The sequence below is a fragment of the Methylocaldum szegediense genome (genome assembly GCF_949769195.1).
Taxonomy (GTDB): Bacteria; Pseudomonadota; Gammaproteobacteria; order Methylococcales; family Methylococcaceae; genus Methylocaldum; species Methylocaldum szegediense.
In genome coordinates this window covers 501,375-517,034 of the sequence record NZ_OX458333.1, presented here as the reverse complement: position 1 = coordinate 517,034, position 15,660 = coordinate 501,375, and the positions used below count along the sequence as shown (strand labels likewise).

Annotated in this window: 14 protein-coding genes; 4 read left to right on the top strand and 10 right to left on the bottom strand. The window is 55.6% G+C overall.

The genetic code is table 11. The features are described 5' to 3' along the window. Nucleotides 1-5 precede the first annotated feature (5 nt). From QEN43_RS02245 to QEN43_RS02230, 4 genes are all read right to left on the bottom strand, one after another. On the bottom strand, nucleotides 6-281 hold the full coding sequence (locus tag QEN43_RS02245) for a methanol dehydrogenase [cytochrome c] subunit (protein ID WP_026610648.1): 276 nt from the start codon (nucleotides 279-281) through the stop codon (nucleotides 6-8). A gap of 31 nt (nucleotides 282-312) precedes the next feature. Next, nucleotides 313-786: a cytochrome c(L), periplasmic gene (moxG, locus tag QEN43_RS02240; RefSeq protein WP_026610647.1), complete on the bottom strand. Its 474-nt coding sequence runs from the start codon at nucleotides 784-786 to the stop codon at nucleotides 313-315. A 159-nt stretch (nucleotides 787-945) separates the two neighbouring features. Beyond that, entirely contained in the window at nucleotides 946-1,818 is an 873-nt protein-coding gene (moxJ, locus tag QEN43_RS02235) for a methanol oxidation system protein MoxJ (protein ID WP_317963662.1), read from the bottom strand. An 87-nt stretch (nucleotides 1,819-1,905) separates the two neighbouring features. Next, entirely contained in the window at nucleotides 1,906-3,711 is a 1,806-nt protein-coding gene (locus QEN43_RS02230) for a methanol/ethanol family PQQ-dependent dehydrogenase (protein ID WP_026610645.1), read from the bottom strand. Between the two features lie 397 nt (nucleotides 3,712-4,108). On the opposite strand from QEN43_RS02230, the gene QEN43_RS02225 reads away from it, so the two are divergent. From QEN43_RS02225 to QEN43_RS02215, 3 genes are all read left to right on the top strand, one after another. After that, nucleotides 4,109-5,512: an ATP-binding protein gene (locus QEN43_RS02225; RefSeq protein ID WP_235726624.1), complete on the top strand. Its 1,404-nt coding sequence runs from the start codon at nucleotides 4,109-4,111 to the stop codon at nucleotides 5,510-5,512. Further along, nucleotides 5,509-6,156 carry a response regulator gene (locus QEN43_RS02220; protein ID WP_026610643.1) on the top strand — a complete coding sequence of 216 codons (648 nt, stop codon included), beginning with the start codon at nucleotides 5,509-5,511 and terminating at the stop codon, nucleotides 6,154-6,156. Before QEN43_RS02225 ends, QEN43_RS02220 begins: the two co-directional genes overlap by 4 nt. A gap of 79 nt (nucleotides 6,157-6,235) precedes the next feature. Next, entirely contained in the window at nucleotides 6,236-8,551 is a 2,316-nt protein-coding gene (locus tag QEN43_RS02215) for a TonB-dependent receptor (protein ID WP_051331759.1), read from the top strand. Nucleotides 8,552-9,170: 619 nt separating this feature from the next. Here QEN43_RS02215 and QEN43_RS02210 read toward each other — a convergent pair. The 6 genes from QEN43_RS02210 to QEN43_RS02185 form a co-directional block, all read right to left on the bottom strand. Then, nucleotides 9,171-9,764, bottom strand: a complete 594-nt coding sequence (locus tag QEN43_RS02210) for an ABC-type transport auxiliary lipoprotein family protein (protein WP_051331758.1) — start codon at nucleotides 9,762-9,764, stop codon at nucleotides 9,171-9,173. Then, entirely contained in the window at nucleotides 9,761-10,675 is a 915-nt protein-coding gene (locus tag QEN43_RS02205) for an MlaD family protein (RefSeq protein WP_026610640.1), read from the bottom strand. Before QEN43_RS02205 ends, QEN43_RS02210 begins: the two co-directional genes overlap by 4 nt. Nucleotide 10,676: 1 nt before the next feature. After that, nucleotides 10,677-11,456: an ABC transporter ATP-binding protein gene (locus QEN43_RS02200; protein ID WP_036268960.1), complete on the bottom strand. Its 780-nt coding sequence runs from the start codon at nucleotides 11,454-11,456 to the stop codon at nucleotides 10,677-10,679. Next, nucleotides 11,456-12,595, bottom strand: a complete 1,140-nt coding sequence (locus tag QEN43_RS02195) for an MlaE family ABC transporter permease (protein ID WP_084162115.1) — start codon at nucleotides 12,593-12,595, stop codon at nucleotides 11,456-11,458. The genes QEN43_RS02200 and QEN43_RS02195 overlap by 1 nt, the downstream gene beginning before the upstream one ends. Nucleotides 12,596-12,675: 80 nt before the next feature. Further along, complete coding sequence (locus tag QEN43_RS02190; protein ID WP_026610637.1) at nucleotides 12,676-13,500, bottom strand: FTR1 family iron permease; 825 nt, start codon at nucleotides 13,498-13,500, stop codon at nucleotides 12,676-12,678. Nucleotides 13,501-13,518: 18 nt separating this feature from the next. Beyond that, nucleotides 13,519-13,806 (bottom strand): cupredoxin domain-containing protein, encoded by a 288-nt coding sequence (locus tag QEN43_RS02185; RefSeq protein ID WP_051332099.1) that lies wholly within the window; start codon nucleotides 13,804-13,806, stop codon nucleotides 13,519-13,521. 319 nt (nucleotides 13,807-14,125) lie between these two features. On the opposite strand from QEN43_RS02185, the gene glpK reads away from it, so the two are divergent. Further along, a complete protein-coding gene (gene glpK, locus QEN43_RS02180; protein WP_026610635.1) occupies nucleotides 14,126-15,622 on the top strand; it encodes a glycerol kinase GlpK in 1,497 nt (498 codons plus the stop codon). Nucleotides 15,623-15,660 lie beyond the last annotated feature (38 nt).

The window sequence follows — 15,660 nt, the reverse complement described above, 5'->3', positions numbered from 1 at the left end:
CAGCTTCAATCCACCTTGTAGACGAACTTCCCAGTGTTCTTGAAATGCTCCCAACGCTTTTGGTTGCGAGCTTCCATCGCTTTGATCGCTTCCTGCTGCTTGTTCAGCTCGACCGGATCGTGCTTGGGATCGTACTTGCTTCCGGCGACTTTTTCCGGATAACCGGGTTTCGGCTCCCAGCAATTGCCCGGTGCCTTGCAGTTCGTGCCGTCGTAGGCGTTGGCACCGAACGCCGCGAGGGACAGTAGTCCGACGCTGAAGACCAGAGTACGAGTTTTCATTGTTTGCGTCTCCTGTTCACGAGGGGAAAAGTCATTTGAGCCACTCGGCCTTGGCCGGGTCGCCTTTATAGATACTCCGAATCCAAGCCATGATCTGCAGCATCTCGTCGGCATTGAGGTTGTTGTTCTGAGGCCCCATCATGCCTTGAGCGCCGCCCCAAAGAACTTCGAACAAGCCGACGTCCGTTGCCGCCCTCGGATAGGTCCAATAATCGTCTCCGAGTCCCGGCCCGAGTTTGCCTTCCGCTTCGTGCCCATGGCACCCGGAGCAGGCAGTGAGAAACAGACTATGGCCTTTTTCGATAGCTTCCTTGTCGCCGTTGTAGGGATTCTTGCCGGTTTCCTTGAATTGTTTGACGGCATCCGTGTCTCCTCCGGCCTTGCCGCCGTTGAGATCCAGCACTTCGCCGGTGATGGCGTGCCGGAAGGTTACTTCCGCATAGGCGGCTACCGAAAAGAAGGCTGCGCCCACGGCGAACGCAGCCATACAGGTTTTCAATTTCATGAAGCCAATTTCCTCTTCGTTATTCTTTATGTTCAACGTCACACCCTAACGGACGAGCGGCATCCGGAACCATCCCTTCGGACGACGCTCCGCACCGTGCGGGCCGTCTTTCTGTCGTTTACGTCATCCGCGAGAAGCAGTGGCGGGACTCCAGACATTTCAGCCTGGCGTTCGTTTCTTGTCTTCGCCCTTCGCGGCAGTCGCTCCCGTCTCGGACAGCGGCAACAATGGAATCCCCTCCGCTTTGAGCACCGCGCGAATATCCTTCTCTCGCTTCTTCAAGACCCGATCGATGTCCGCAAGCAAGGCTTCCTGGCCTTTCCGCACACCGACCGAAGTCGAGAAGTGGTGCGGAACCTTCTCGCCATCCGAGCGCGTCTGGTGATCCGGAATCACCTTCATTTCCAGCGGTTTGCTCGCGTTCTTGACATAACGCGCAGCCTGTGGACCCCAAAGAACCGCCAAGTCCGCGTTGCCGGATTCCACTTCGCGAACCAGCTTCTCCGGATCGTACCGGACGTATTGGTTACGGCGCGACTTGAAACCGACGAGAGACTGTAGGTAATTGAACTGGTCGTAGAAGCGCCCGACTTTTTTCAGCATGGTGTCCGCAGGGGTATCCGGCACGAACGCGATGCGCCCAGCCTTCTTCAGAAACTCGCTGTCCCAATCGGTGACTTCCACGCCCTTGTCTTTCCGATAAATGAACACGTAGCCGGAACGATAATAAGGCTTCGACGTCAACATACGCGGGTCGCCGGTATCGACGCCGATCACCACGTCACACAAACCCCGCTCCAGCTGATCCCGGATGAAAAAGCGCGGATCCTGCCACCAGACATATTCGAGCGGCCGTCCCAGTTCCTGGCCGATGAGTTCCGCCAATTTATTCTCGAAACCCTTGCCTTCCTTATCCGAATAGGGGAGCTCGTTTTCCGCAGCGCAGACCTTGAGGGGTTCCGCGGCCACGGTTTCGCCAGCCCATGCGCCGAGAAACACACAAGCCAAAAGTACGATGCGCGTAAAACGCATGAATAAATGTCCTCTCGGAAAATGTGAATCGATGTACATCATGAGACGGGTCGGGCATAGCCCGACCCGCCGTTCCGCCATGTCGTACTACAGGGAGAACACGAACACCGCTCCACCCATTTGCGTGTGATTGGCCAGCTCCTTGAACGCTCCGACCGCACCGAGTCCTGCCGTCGGATCCTTCAAGTCGAACACCAGCCCCACACCCGGCCAGCCGCCGACGCCCGAGTAGATCGCTACGTACTGTCTGCCGTTGTGCATATAGGTGATCGGATGCCCGATAACGCCCGAGGGCAACTTGAATTTCCAGACTTCCTTGCCGTCACGCGAATCCAGGGCCTTGATGTACCCGTCGAGGGTGCCGTAGAACACCAGGTTGCCGGCGGTCGCCAAGGTACCACCCCAAACTGCGAACTTCTCCGGGATTTCCCACACGATCTGGCCGGTCACCGAGTTCATCGCCTTGACCTGACCCAAGGTACCCTTAGGTCCGGGGTACATGTTCAAAGTCGCTCCGACAAAGAACTGACCCGCACGATACGGCAGCATGAACGGTTCCCAATCCATACAGATGTGGTTTACGCCCATGAAGAACAGCTTCTTGTCGGGATCGTAAGACTCGATACCCTGGTTGTGATACCCCATGGCCGACGGGCAAATACCCTTGGTGACATGGTCCATGCGGGTGCCGTATTCCGGATCGCGGATCGGCAAACCGGTCTTCAGATCGACCTTTTTCACCCAGTTCACGGTCTCGTCGATCTTGAACGCGTTGACCAGCTCGCCTGTTTCGCGATTCAGGGTATAGACGATACCGTTACGATCGGGGTGGGTCAGGAGCGGCGTAATCTTGCCGTCCACTTCCTGCTCGGACAGACCCATGTAATTGACACCGGCGTAATCCCATTCATCATGCGGCGTTTTCTGGTAGCCGAATTTGGCCAAGCCGGTATCGGGGTCGCGTGCCCAGATCGTCATGGTCCACTTATTGTCCCCAGGCCGCATGGTCTCGTTCCACGGCGCCGGGTTACCCGAACCGTAGTAGACCAAGTCCAGCTTCGGATCATAGGCATACCAACCCCAGTTGGTACCGCCGCCGATCTTCCAGGCATCGCCTTCCCAGGTCGAGAGACCTAGACCGAATTGACCGTAATGCGGGTTGTGAATATTGAACGATTTGTCCAACAACAAATCTTCGTCCGGACCGGTCGCATAGGCGCGCCACTCCATTTTGCCGTCCTTGATGTTGTAGGCCGTAACGTAGCCACGCACGCCCAGCTCGGCGCCCGAGCTACCCACCAGCACTTTATCCTTCACCACAAAGGGAGCGACGGTGAGGGTCGAACCGACGGAGATGTCGGAGTTCTCCATCTTCCAAATTTCTTCGCCGGTCTTGGCGTTGAGAGCGACGATGTGACCGTCCAACTGGTTCAGGAAAATCTTGGCCGGACCATGGTCGCCAGCTGGTACATAGGCGAGACCACGGTTCACCACGTCGCAGCACGCCACGGCGCGGGCCGCCGGATTCTGCTTGGGCTTGTACTGCCAAATAATCTTGCCCGGGTCATTGAGGTCGAGCGCGAACACGTTGTTGGGGAACGGGGTATGGACATACATGATGCCGTCCACCACCAACGGACCTCCCTCGTGACCATGCAGAACACCCGTAGAGAACGTCCAGGCCACCTTGAGATGGTGCACGTTATCCACATTGATTTGAGTCAACTTGGAATAGTGAGTGGCACTGTAGTCCTTGGTCTGCATGACCCAGTTCCGGTCGTCCTTCGACAATTCGATAAGTGCGTCGTTCGCGGAGCCGGTGCCGGAAACGGCCATGAGCCCTCCAGCCATCAGAGCGCCGCTGACGGCTACCGCTAATTTGCGTTTTTGCATGTGTTTTCCTCGCTGAATTCTTTTTCGGCCTGCCCGAAGACAGAGCGATCATGGGTCAATGATCACGGCGGCGAATTTTGGAAGAATGGAAACACAGACTGTAGTGAAATACGCCCGAATCGTGACAGGAAAAATTCTGTAACGCGTGCATTGCATCTCCCAAGCCCGAGGTACGGTTAGGCGCTGACATCAAGACCGAAGGACTTGGGAAAATTTCCTTTTCTTGAGACAACTCTTGAAAAACCTTGACGAAATGATGCGCCCTTCCTAAGCTGACAACCTGCACGAAATGCGCTCGTTTTTTGCAGGCCCCTTACTCCACGTCCCGAACGGGCTCAGGTAAAGCCCGCGTTCGTTTCTCAGAAAAACCCCAGTTCACCCCCGTCCGCCAAGAATCATGCACGAGAGTCTTAGCTTACGTTTTCGCCTGAACCTGATGATCGTGCTGACCATGCTTGCGATACTTGGCTTGGGCACCCTGTTCGCCATTCACAACGCCCGCCGATCGGTGGCGGAGGAAATCGACTCCACGGTCAATCTAGCGCTGCAATTGATCGAAATCGGCTTATCGGAGAACCGGAGCTCTGCGGATTCCCTCGGAAACTGGTTCTCTCAACTGAACAGACTAGACAAGACCCGGCATCTCCGAATTGAGGTACGCCAGACTTCCAATCCAGCCGATGGACGCACGTTTGGACAACCGCAGGTCGAACCCACTCTCATCGACCTGGCTGCGAGGCGGAATCAGCACACCGCCAAAGTACCCGGCTGGTTTGCCTGGGCAGTCAGACCCGGGTCCATCGTTGCCGAAAAACGCGTCGAAACCGCCGGCAACGATGCCATGAGCATTCTCATCGAAGCCAACCCGGAAGATGAAATCGCCGAAGCTTGGAGCGAGGCTATCGGTTTCTTGATTCTGATCGCGGTGTTGGCAGCAACCATCTACGCCCTTGTCCATATAACCGTAGGGCGAGCCTTGCGGTGCGTCGACGTCATTCTGGATGGTCTCGAAGATATTGAGCGAGGCGATTACGGAAGGCGATTGCCGGGCTTTTCTTTACCGGAATTCAATCGGATTTCCCAAGCCTTCAACCACATGGCCTCGACCCTGGAAAAAGCTCGCGACGACAATCGTGCGCTTACACAACAATCCCTGGCGATCCAGGAAGAAGAACGACGCTATCTGGCTCAGGAGCTTCACGATGAACTCGGCCAGTCATTGAGCGCGATAAAGATCATGGCCGCCTCTTTACGGAAACGCGACGGCCGTCCTCAAGATAACGATGCACTCGAGCGCATCATGGCCATTTGTGATCGCCTTTTTGGCGTGGTACGCGGAATGATGCGTCGTCTGCGCCCTCTCATGCTCGATGAATTAGGGCTGATCGCTTCGTTGGAAGATCTGATCGAAAGCTGGAGAAGTCGCAATCCCGGCGTTAACCTGCACTTTGAATGCGATGACAATATCGAAGAGCGCGCTGGCACGGCTAAGATTCACCTGTTCCGCATTGTTCAGGAATGCCTTACGAATATCGTCAAGCACGCTGAAGCCGACAGCGTTCAGATCGAGCTTCGGATTAAAGAGAATGAAGAGATTGAACAGCATGCCCGAAGCTGGATTCAGCTCAGAATCGGCGATAACGGACGTGGATTTGATTCGAATCAACCTAGACGCGGTTTCGGCTTACTCGGCATTCGTGAGCGAGTTGCGAGCCTCGGCGGGCAGTTCCAACTCCGAACCAAGCCCGGCGAAGGCGTGTCTCTCGAAGTCTGCGTACCGTGCGGAGATGTATTTCCATGAATCCGAAAATCACTGTTATGTTAGTCGATGACCATGCCGTGGTTCGCGCGGGCTATCGACTCTTGCTGTCCCAAAGCGAGAATATCGAAGTCGTCTGCGAAGCCGAACGCGGCGAAGAAGCCTGCCAGTTCTATACCGAGTGGCAGCCCGATGTCGTCGTCATGGACCTAAGCCTTCCGGGAATAGGCGGACTCGCTTCGATTCGCCGCATCTCTAGCCGCGATCCAGGCGCCAAGGTACTGGTATTCAGCATTCACGACGAGCTGGTCTATGTGCTCAGAGCACTGGAGGCCGGAGCCAAGGGCTACATCACCAAGAGCAGCGCTCCCGAAACTTTGGTCGAAGCGGTGAAAAAAGTGGCCGGCGGAGAAACCTATGTGGAACCGGAAATCGCTCAGAAACTCCTGGCGCAAACCATTGCTGGAAAGGATGCGGCCACAGATCTGAACGCGCTTTCGGCGCGCGAATTCGACGTGTTCTGCCTGCTGGCCAAAGGCTACACGACGCGGGAGGTCGCCGACGAACTCCGTCTCAGCTATAAAACTGTCGGCAATTACACAACCCTGATCAAAAACAAACTCAATGTGAGCACCACCGCGGAAATGGCTCGGCTCGCTTACCAGTACGGACTGCTGAAAGCCTAAATCTTGGGAATTTTTCCCATATTCTATTCTGACAACTTCCCCTACCATTTGCGGTTCTGCTGAAATCGTGGGGGTTTCTATGCTTATAAGAAGAATACGTTACACCGGAACCACGCTGCTGGTTCTGGTCGGTGCAGAGGCAGCTGTTGCCGCGGAGGAGACCGGGGGAGCTGTCGAGCTCGGCACGGTTGAAATCGTAGACGAAACGCCATTGATGGTCTCGGGCGTGCCGGCGAGTAAGGTTCCGTCGCCCGTGCAATCGGTTACGTCGGAACAACTAGATCAATTCGAGAGTACCTCTCTGGCGGATTACATGCGTTGGCATTTCGGGAGTGTCAGCGTCAATGACGCCCAGAACAACCCCTTCCAGCCCGATGTTCAGTTCAGGGGATTTACCGCATCGCCGCTGCTCGGATTGCCCCAAGGGTTGTCCGTGTACGTCAACGGTATCCGGTTCAATGAACCGTTCGGCGATACCGTTAACTGGGACCTGATCCCAGAAGGTGCCATCGAAAGAGCAACGCTACATTCCGGGTCGAACGCGGTGTATGGCTTGAACAGCCTCGGCGGAGCCATTTCAATGCGTACCAAAACGGGTTTCTCCGCGCCTGGACATACTGTCGAAGTAGCGGGCGGATCCTGGGGCCGGCACTGGCAGGAAGTTACTAGTGGATGGAACAACGGTACCGTCGGTTATTTCGTCGACCTCAAGAGCTTCTACGAGGACGGCTGGCGCGATTTTTCGCCCACTGACGTCAAGCAGGCCTTCGGCACGTTCAGTTGGCAAGACGAACGTTCGAAACTCAATCTGACCTTGGCCGCCAACAACAATCGGATGATCGGCAACGGCGCGCTGCCGCTGCAATTGGCCAAGAAGGACCCGGAAGCAATCTTCACCCATCCCGACCGCAGCATCACGCGCTTGTTCCTGGCCTCTTTGGACGGTAGCACCTGGCTCACCGACAATTTCGAATTGTCGGGTAACGCTTATTTCCGGCAAAACCGGGTCAAGACCTTCAACGGCGACGATTCCGACTTCGAGGAGTGCGAGGAAGACGAACACGAAGGTTTCCTGTGCGAGGAGGAAGACGACGACGAGGAGCTCGTCGAGGACATCAACGGCAACAACGTGCTGGCCAGCGACGCTGTCGAAGGCGCGACCAACAACACCAGCCAAACCAACCAGCGCAGCTACGGCGGCAGCCTACAGGGTGCTTTTGAACACGATATGTTCGGCATGCATAATCGCCTCGTGGTCGGCGGCAGCTACGACGAAGCACGCATTCATTTCAGCTCGGACACCGAGCTTGCTTCGCTGACTGATGACCGGGGCACCATCGGCAGCGGAGTCTTTGTGGGCGAGTCGCGGGTGAGGGTCCATGCCCATGTCCGACACCACGGAATTTATTTCAGCGACACCCTGTCGGTAACCGATAAGTTGTCGATCACGGCCGCAGGGCGCTACAACCTCTCGTTCATTCGCCTCGACGACCAATACGGGGATGACCTGAACGGCTTCCACAAGTTTGAACGCTTCAACCCGTCGGCTGGCCTGGTATATGCCTTCATGCCGGAATTCACGGTTTACGGCAGCTACAGTGAATCGAACCGCGCTCCGACGCCGGTCGAGCTGACCTGTGCGAACCCTGAGGCGCCTTGTAAGCTACCGAATGCGTTCCTTGCCGACCCGCCGCTCGATCAAGTGGTGTCCAAGACCTGGGAGGCCGGTTTTCGGGGTGAGTTCGCGCAGCTTTGGGGTGGGAAGCTCAACTGGCATGCCGGGCTGTTCCAGACTGAAAACCACGACGACATCATCTTCATCAGCAGCGGCAATCTCACTAACCAGGGCTATTTCGACAACGTCGGAAAGACCCGCCGTCGGGGCATCGAACTGGGACTCAACGGAGCGTTCGAGCGGGTGCGGTTCGGAATCAATTACACCCTGCTGGACGCCACGTTCCGTACACCGTTCTTGGCCAGCAGCCCGAACAATCCTAATGCGGACGACGACGGGCAGATCGAAGTGGAAAAAGGCAACCGCATTCCCGGTCTTCCGAAGCACATGCTGAAAATCTACACGGATGTCGAAGTGCTCAAGGGCTTGGTGATCGGGGCGAACATGATTTACAACAGCGGTCAATACTTCCGCGGCGACGAGGCCAATCTCAACCAACCGCTGAGGGAATACGCCGTATTTAACCTGCATGGCGAATACCGGTTCAACGAGCATGTAGCCCTGTTCACCCGGATCGACAACTTGTTCGACAAACGCTATTACACCTTTGGACTGTATGGCGAGGCCGACGAAGTGCTGGGCGACCAGTACACCGATCCGCGCTTCGTAGGCATCGGTGCACCCAGGGCTGGATGGGTTGGGTTAAAACTTTCCCTGTAACTTCGCCTACTCGGCGTACATTGATTTACACATTATTTTTCGGGAGGTAATAAAGGCCGGCTATTTCTTTCATAAGAAAATCTTATGAAAAAGACAGATATAAGGGTATATACTTTATACCAACCTCAGCATCCTTTGGCGTGATTAAGGTCGATCTGTCGATTGAGTCCGGCCAAAAGTTCTCCTCCTCTTGGCGACCCTAGCGGTCGCTTTTTTTGGCCAGCGGCTAAAAAAAAGCCCGCTTAATGCGGGCAGTATCATTATTGTTATTGTTGTAGCGCACCGCGTCGGCGACGCGCTTTGTTTAGTGCTCTCGTATATAGTTATATTGCCCCGCAAGGGGGCTTTCCTCCTCTTTGACGACTCTATGTTTTGGCGCTTCGTCCGTAAAGCTGGGCACAGTCTAAAGAAAAAAATCTATGTGTCCACTTTTTTTTGCAAAGGTTTCACACAATCGATATTCCATAGAATTTTCCTTTTAAAATCAAAACTATCGGTTATTTAGAAAAGAAGACTTTTCTAATAACCATTCGTTATACTCAGGATTTGAGCAACCACCAGTATCAGCATTGTTTCCAGAAACGAACGTTTCATTCGCGTTCCCGCTGCTGAAAGTCGCTCAACGAGTCCCCTGAGGAGATGTCTCGCGCATGAGGTCCGTCCTGCTGATCCAACCTCGAACCTCCTCTATGGCCTCATCGGCCAAATTGGCTAAAGAAACTACGGCTCCGGCAGCATCTGGACTGGGCGAAACCTTGTCGAGCTCGAATGTCCGTTCGGCCAATCGTTTTCTACTGCCGAGATCGTAAACCGAGGCTCGAAAACGGATCACTCCCTTGGCAAAGTCGGGTCGTTCAAAAATCTGTTCGAACGCCTGAAGTTCGATCCGAATCTGAAACGGCCCACCGTCACCCGAAAGGTTGAAGCGCAGCGCCACAAGTTCCGGCGGTGGCGCCACCCAACGATCCAAAGTGTATACACCTACCCGGGTGGGGTCGGCATAGGCCAAGCGATAGCGAATTCGGTCATCCTTCAACCATTCTGGGGCCGTGACGCGCACCGAAGCCCATGGCGCCGGTGCACGGTCTGCGTGGCTGGGCAGCGGCCCTAGGTCGTGCAGCCTCACGGGGGCAGACCTTTCCGGTATGACAGCGCAGCTAGAGATCAGCAGCACCAAAAGAAACAGATTTACCTTTATAAAGACTTTTGTCATTTAGGCTCCCGAAAACCCGGTTCCCCCGGCCCGGGTACTTGTTTGGGCGGACCGAACAAGAGAGTCCGCGGGTCATCTCTCAACATATCGGACAAATCTCGGATATTGGTGGCCACCGAACGGGTCTCGTCGAGCAATGCATTTATCTTGGGTAGAGTGGTCTCTACAATGACTTCGCTCGCCGAGTTCCCGGCGGCAACTAAGTCTTGAGTGGTTTTCGTAAGGCTCCGAATCTCCTTCACGGCGGTTCCTAGCTCATCGGTAAGACGAGAAATTCCGGCCATCATACGTTGCGCCTCGCCGCTCAGGGCCGGCACCTCTGCAAGCATCTCGTCCATGCTTTCTTCCAATGTCGCCAATTGTTCCGCGGCGATTGCAACCGACTCCAGAATCCGTTGAATCCGCTCGCGATTGCCCTCGTTCAGTAAGCTGTTGAGCCGGTTCGCCAAAATACCGAGCTGGGTGAGGATGTCTTGCCCAGATTCGGTCAGCTTGTCGAACAGCGAAGGTCGTAGCGGAATACGTGCGGGATTGTCGGGGTCCGTCGGCAAAGGCTCAGGTTGTTCACCGGTGTCGAACAATTCCACCTGAGCCAAGCCGGTCAATGCCTGGACGCGTAACTTAGCGTAGGTTCCTTGGGTGATCGGAAGATCCTTATTCAGTTCGACCCGTACGAGAATGTTCCGCCGGTCTTTGGGATCGAAGCTGATTGAAGAGACTTTGCCGGCATTCACGCCCCGATAAAGAACGGTGGATTCGGGATTGAGTCCCGAAACCGATCCCTGAGTGACGACATAGTAGCTGTTGTACTCTTCACCGTAGTTACCCAGCCACAAGGCTACGATGATGGATGCTGCACCTAAAATGACTACGAACAATCCCGTCAGGAATGCATAACTCTCTCTACCCATATCAACCGATCCGCTCGAAAACGCGGTGACCGCGCTTCCCGTGAAAATAATGCCGTGCAAACGGGTGTTCGGAAGCCAATGCGTCCGAAATCGGGCCGCAGACGACGAGGCGCCGATCCGCCAACACGCCGATCTTCGTGCATAAGTCTTTCACCGTGTCCAAGTCGTGAGTCACCATCACCACCGTAAACCTCAACTCCCGGTGCAGAGCGCTCAACAAATCGACAAATTCCTCACTCAGTACAGGGTCGAGTCCGGATGTAGGTTCGTCGAGAAAGAGCAGTTCCGGCTCCATTACCAGCGCCCGCGCCAACGCGACACGTTTGATCATGCCGCCAGACAATTCGGACGGCATCAATAACCCAGCTTTCTCGCTCAATCCAACCATCGTGAGCTTCATTCGCACCAAATGATCGATGAGTTCCTCATCGAATACACGGAATTCGCGCAAAGGGAATGCGATGTTTTCGAACACGCTCAGAGCGCTGAACAAAGCCCCACCTTGAAAAAGCACACCACAACGGTTGCGGAGCTGTTGATGGCGACTGACCGGAATCTCTTGTAGACACTCACCGAAAAGATAGACTTTGCCACGGGACGGCTCCTGAAGCCCAATCATCTCACGCAGCAAGACCGTTTTTCCGCTTCCTGAACCGCCGACCAAACCGAAAATTTCCCCCTTATCCAGAGACAGGCTGATGTCCTGGTGAACCACGTTTTTCCCGAAGCAGGTCCATATCCCTTCCATTCGGATGACGGGATCGTTCTTATCGTTCTCCATTACAAACCGATGTTGCGGAAAAGGATCGCAAAAACGGCGTCGATCAAGATAACCAAGGTTATCGATGCGACCACCGAGCGCGTTGTTTCATTACCCAGACTTTCAGTGTTTGGCTCTATGCGCAGGCCAAAATGGCAAGCCAGGACGGCGATAAACAACCCGAATACCGCTCCCTTCCCGAATCCAATCGCGAAATTGGCTACCGGCACCGCATCGGGCAATTTCGTAACGAATTGATAGTAGCCCACCCCCAGTTCGAAATGAGCGGCGATGGACCCGCCGAGCAATGCGATCGCATCAGTCCAGACGACCAGGAGAGGAAGCGCGATCGCCAATGCGACGACCTTTGGAAAAACGAGGCGTAGCGAACGGGAAATACCGAGCGCTTCGAGCGCATCCAATTCCTGAGTGACTCGCATCACTCCGATACGCGCGGTCATGGCCGATCCCGAGCGCCCAGCCACGAGGATGGCCGCAAGCAGCGGACCGAGTTCCCGAATGATGCTCAATCCGAGGATGTTGACGATATAGATTTGCGCGCCGAAGGCTTGCAATTGCAGGGATGAGAGATAGCTGACCACGATGCCTATGAGAAAACCAACCAGGGCGGTAATGCCCAAGGCGCGCCCGCCGGTTTCGTGAATCGCGGCCGAAATCTCCCGCCAGGGTACATCGCTCGGATGACGCAGCAGATGCCCCACATCCAATATCAGTTGTCCAAGAATCGAAACGAGCGACGTCAAATGGTCCGTCCCGGCGGAAACAAGGCCGCGGATGCGCTCGCCGACCGGCTTTGGTTGTCGAACAATCGGCTCGAAGGGTCTTGCCGACCATTGCTGCAAGCGACTGAACGTCGATGCCTGTTCGGGCCGCACTTGGAGCTTGTCGGGAAGACGTTCACCCCAGGCTCGCCAAAGCAAAAAAGCCCCAGCGCTGTCCAGGGCGGCGACATCGCGGATATCCCACTCCCAAGTTTCGTCGCGGGCATAGGCTTTTAGCTGCTCGCGAAGGCTGCGGCTATCTGTCGACAGGCCTCGCAGATTCCAGCCGCCTTTCAGCCTGAGGATACGACGATCCGATACCGTTATTTTTTCGATAGACGGCGTGAATCCCTGATCAGGCGACCGCTGCTGTGCCATAACGGATATTCAATCGCCTTTGGAGGCCGCAGACAAGGCAGCGGCATCCATAGACAACGAGCCTAGGACAGTCAGCGTCGTCAGTGCCCAACTGATTGGGCTGACCTGTCGCCGAAAACCCGCATCAAAATGGCAATGATGACGAGCGTCGCGAGATAGAACAGGATTTGTACGCCATCCGGACGGGAAACGTAACCGACCAGCGTATGAAGAACCTGTCCGATCAAGCTGTCTTCCGACAGCCAATTCGAGGTATTCCATACCTCGCGGCCTAGGGGAGGAAGCAGATCGGCCTGCACTAAATAGGCCGCTCCTTGCGAAGCCAAACCGGCAGCCAGGAACAAGATGAGCCAACTGGTAACCTTGAATAGATGACGCGTGGGAATACGCAGCAAACCGTAATACATCGCCAAGCCCACGCCGGTACCGAGCAAAATACCGATCATTCCGCCTGTCACCATCGAAGCGGTCTGGTTTTCACCAGCCGAGGCAATCCCATACAAGAAGAGGACGACTTCCGAACCTTCCCGCAACACCGCAAGCCCCACTACGATCGCCAGAGCATAGAGCGGTCGCTCGCCCGACAACACGGCTTTACCTACGCGAGTCATCTCCTGTGCAAGCGCACGCCCGTGACGCTGCATCCAGATGTTATGCCAACCGAGCATCGCAACCGCCGTGAACAAGACGAATGCATTGAAAAGCTCCTGTCCGATACCCGACGCCGCCTCCGCAAGCGTTTCAGCGAAAGCCGCAACGACGCAGGCGGCGAAGATACCGCCTCCGACACCTCCCCAGACCCACCACTCGCGACCGGCGACGCCGCGGCTGGCTGCCATAACGACGCTAATCACGAGCGCTGCCTCGATGACCTCGCGAAAAACGATGATTGCAGTGGCTAACATGTTGAGTTCAGTGGTGTGCTATTTTGCAATGATCCGTCCCTTGGCGGTTTCTTCGTGAAACTCGCCAAAGAAATCATAAGTGCCAGGATCGAGTGGCCCGATCGAAAGGGTTATCTGGCTTTTGCCCGGGATGATTTTTTCTCTTTTCAACGAATGGCTCTCGAATTCCTCTGGAGTCGGGTCCTCGTTTTTTACGACCAGCTTGATCTTCTGGCCTGCAGGTACCTCGAGCTCCGCCGGTTCAAAACGATGCTCTCTAATGACCAGCGTATAAGTCTCCGCGGCCAAAACGGAACCGCCGATCATCAAGAGCATGCTCAATACAATAAGCCGGCCGGAGTAAAGCCTCTTGTGCATGGTATTCGGTCCTCTCAAATTCGACTTTAGGTAACCGTGCAACATTCACGGTTTTTCGGAAAGCTAAATGATAATTTTTCTCAGTTGATTAGGCAAACCGGCTAATGCGACTCAACACCCGCTCGGACGGACAAAGCCTGATAACTGAGAGGATGGCGAAAGTGTTTGCCTGACACGGCCAACAACTTTCCTTGCTCTTATCAAGAAACCGTGGTAGGTAGGTCATCGTCGGCGAACGCCAGATTCCAGCACATTTCGAGATCACCCTATGCCCCGCTATATCGCCGTCATCGATCAAGGTACCAGCAGCACCCGATGCATGATTTTCGATCAGACCGGCCAGGCAGTTTCTTTGGCACAAGCCGAGCACCGCCAGTTTTATCCGAAACCCGGCTGGATAGAGCACGATCCGCTGGAAATCTGGCGCAATACTCAGACAGTGGCGACAGAGGCCATGCAAAAAGCGGAAATCAACACGGATGAAATCGCGGCGCTCGGTGTAACCAACCAACGTGAAACAGTCGTGCTCTGGGACAAGAACACCGGGAATCCGGTTTATCCCGCCATCGTTTGGCAAGACACGCGCAGTGCGGAGATTTGCGAGCGGCTATCCATCGAAGTCGGTCCGGATCGATTCCGCACGATCACCGGGCTGCCTATCGCGACTTATTTTTCCGGGCCCAAACTCCAATGGCTGTTGGATCACGTAGACGGGCTCAGAGCGCGCGCCTATCGCGGCGAGTTGCTGTGCGGCACGATCGATTCCTGGCTGGTTTGGAACCTGACCGGCGGCAAGGATGGCGGTATCCATATTACCGATGTGACCAACGCCTCGCGCACGCTGCTGATGAATCTCGAAACCCTCGCCTGGGACGACCGACTCCTCGCCGCCATGAACATACCTGCGTCCGTCCTGCCCGCGATTCATTCGTCCTCCGAGGTTTACGGGATCGCCAAAGGGATCTTCGCTGAGGTCCCAGTCGCGGGGATTCTGGGCGATCAGCAGGCTGCTCTATTCGGGCAAACCTGCTTCTCCGCCGGGGATGCCAAGAACACCTATGGCACGGGAGCCTTCTTGCTACTGAACACTGGCCCCAAACCTGTGCAATCCCATCATGGGCTTATCACGACGGTCGCGTATCGACTCGGCGATGGCCCTTCGGTCTTCGCGCTCGAAGGTTCGATAGCCATCGCCGGAGCCTTGGTTCAGTGGCTCAGGGATAATTTGGGACTCATTCGCACGTCCACCGAGGTCGAATCGCTTGCCAATACCGTCGAGGACAACGGAGGCATGTATATCGTCCCCGCTTTCTCAGGTCTGTTTGCGCCGTACTGGCGCGCCGACGCGCGCGGAGTCGTGGTCGGACTGACCCGTTATATCAACAAAGGCCACTTCGCCCGCGCCGCCCTGGAAGCTACTGCCTATCAAACCCGCGACATCGTAGACGCAATGTGCCGGGAAACCGGCCTGCAGCTCGATGCACTCAAGGTCGATGGCGGCATGGTCGTCAACGAACTCCTCATGCAATTTCAGTCCGATATCCTAGGGATCCCCATCATTCGTCCCGCTTTGGCGGAAACGACCGCGCTCGGAGCCGCTTACGCGGCCGGTCTCGCCGTCGGCTTTTGGAAGGACATCGATGAGATCCGCGATCTGTGGCAAAAGGACAAGGAATGGCATCCCAAAATGGCGGCGGCGAACCGGGAGCGGCTCTATGCCGGGTGGACCAAGGCGGTCACGCGAAGCTTAGGCTGGATCGATTAGAGCGTTTTCTTCTTCGTTGATTCGATCCGCCTGCTCGG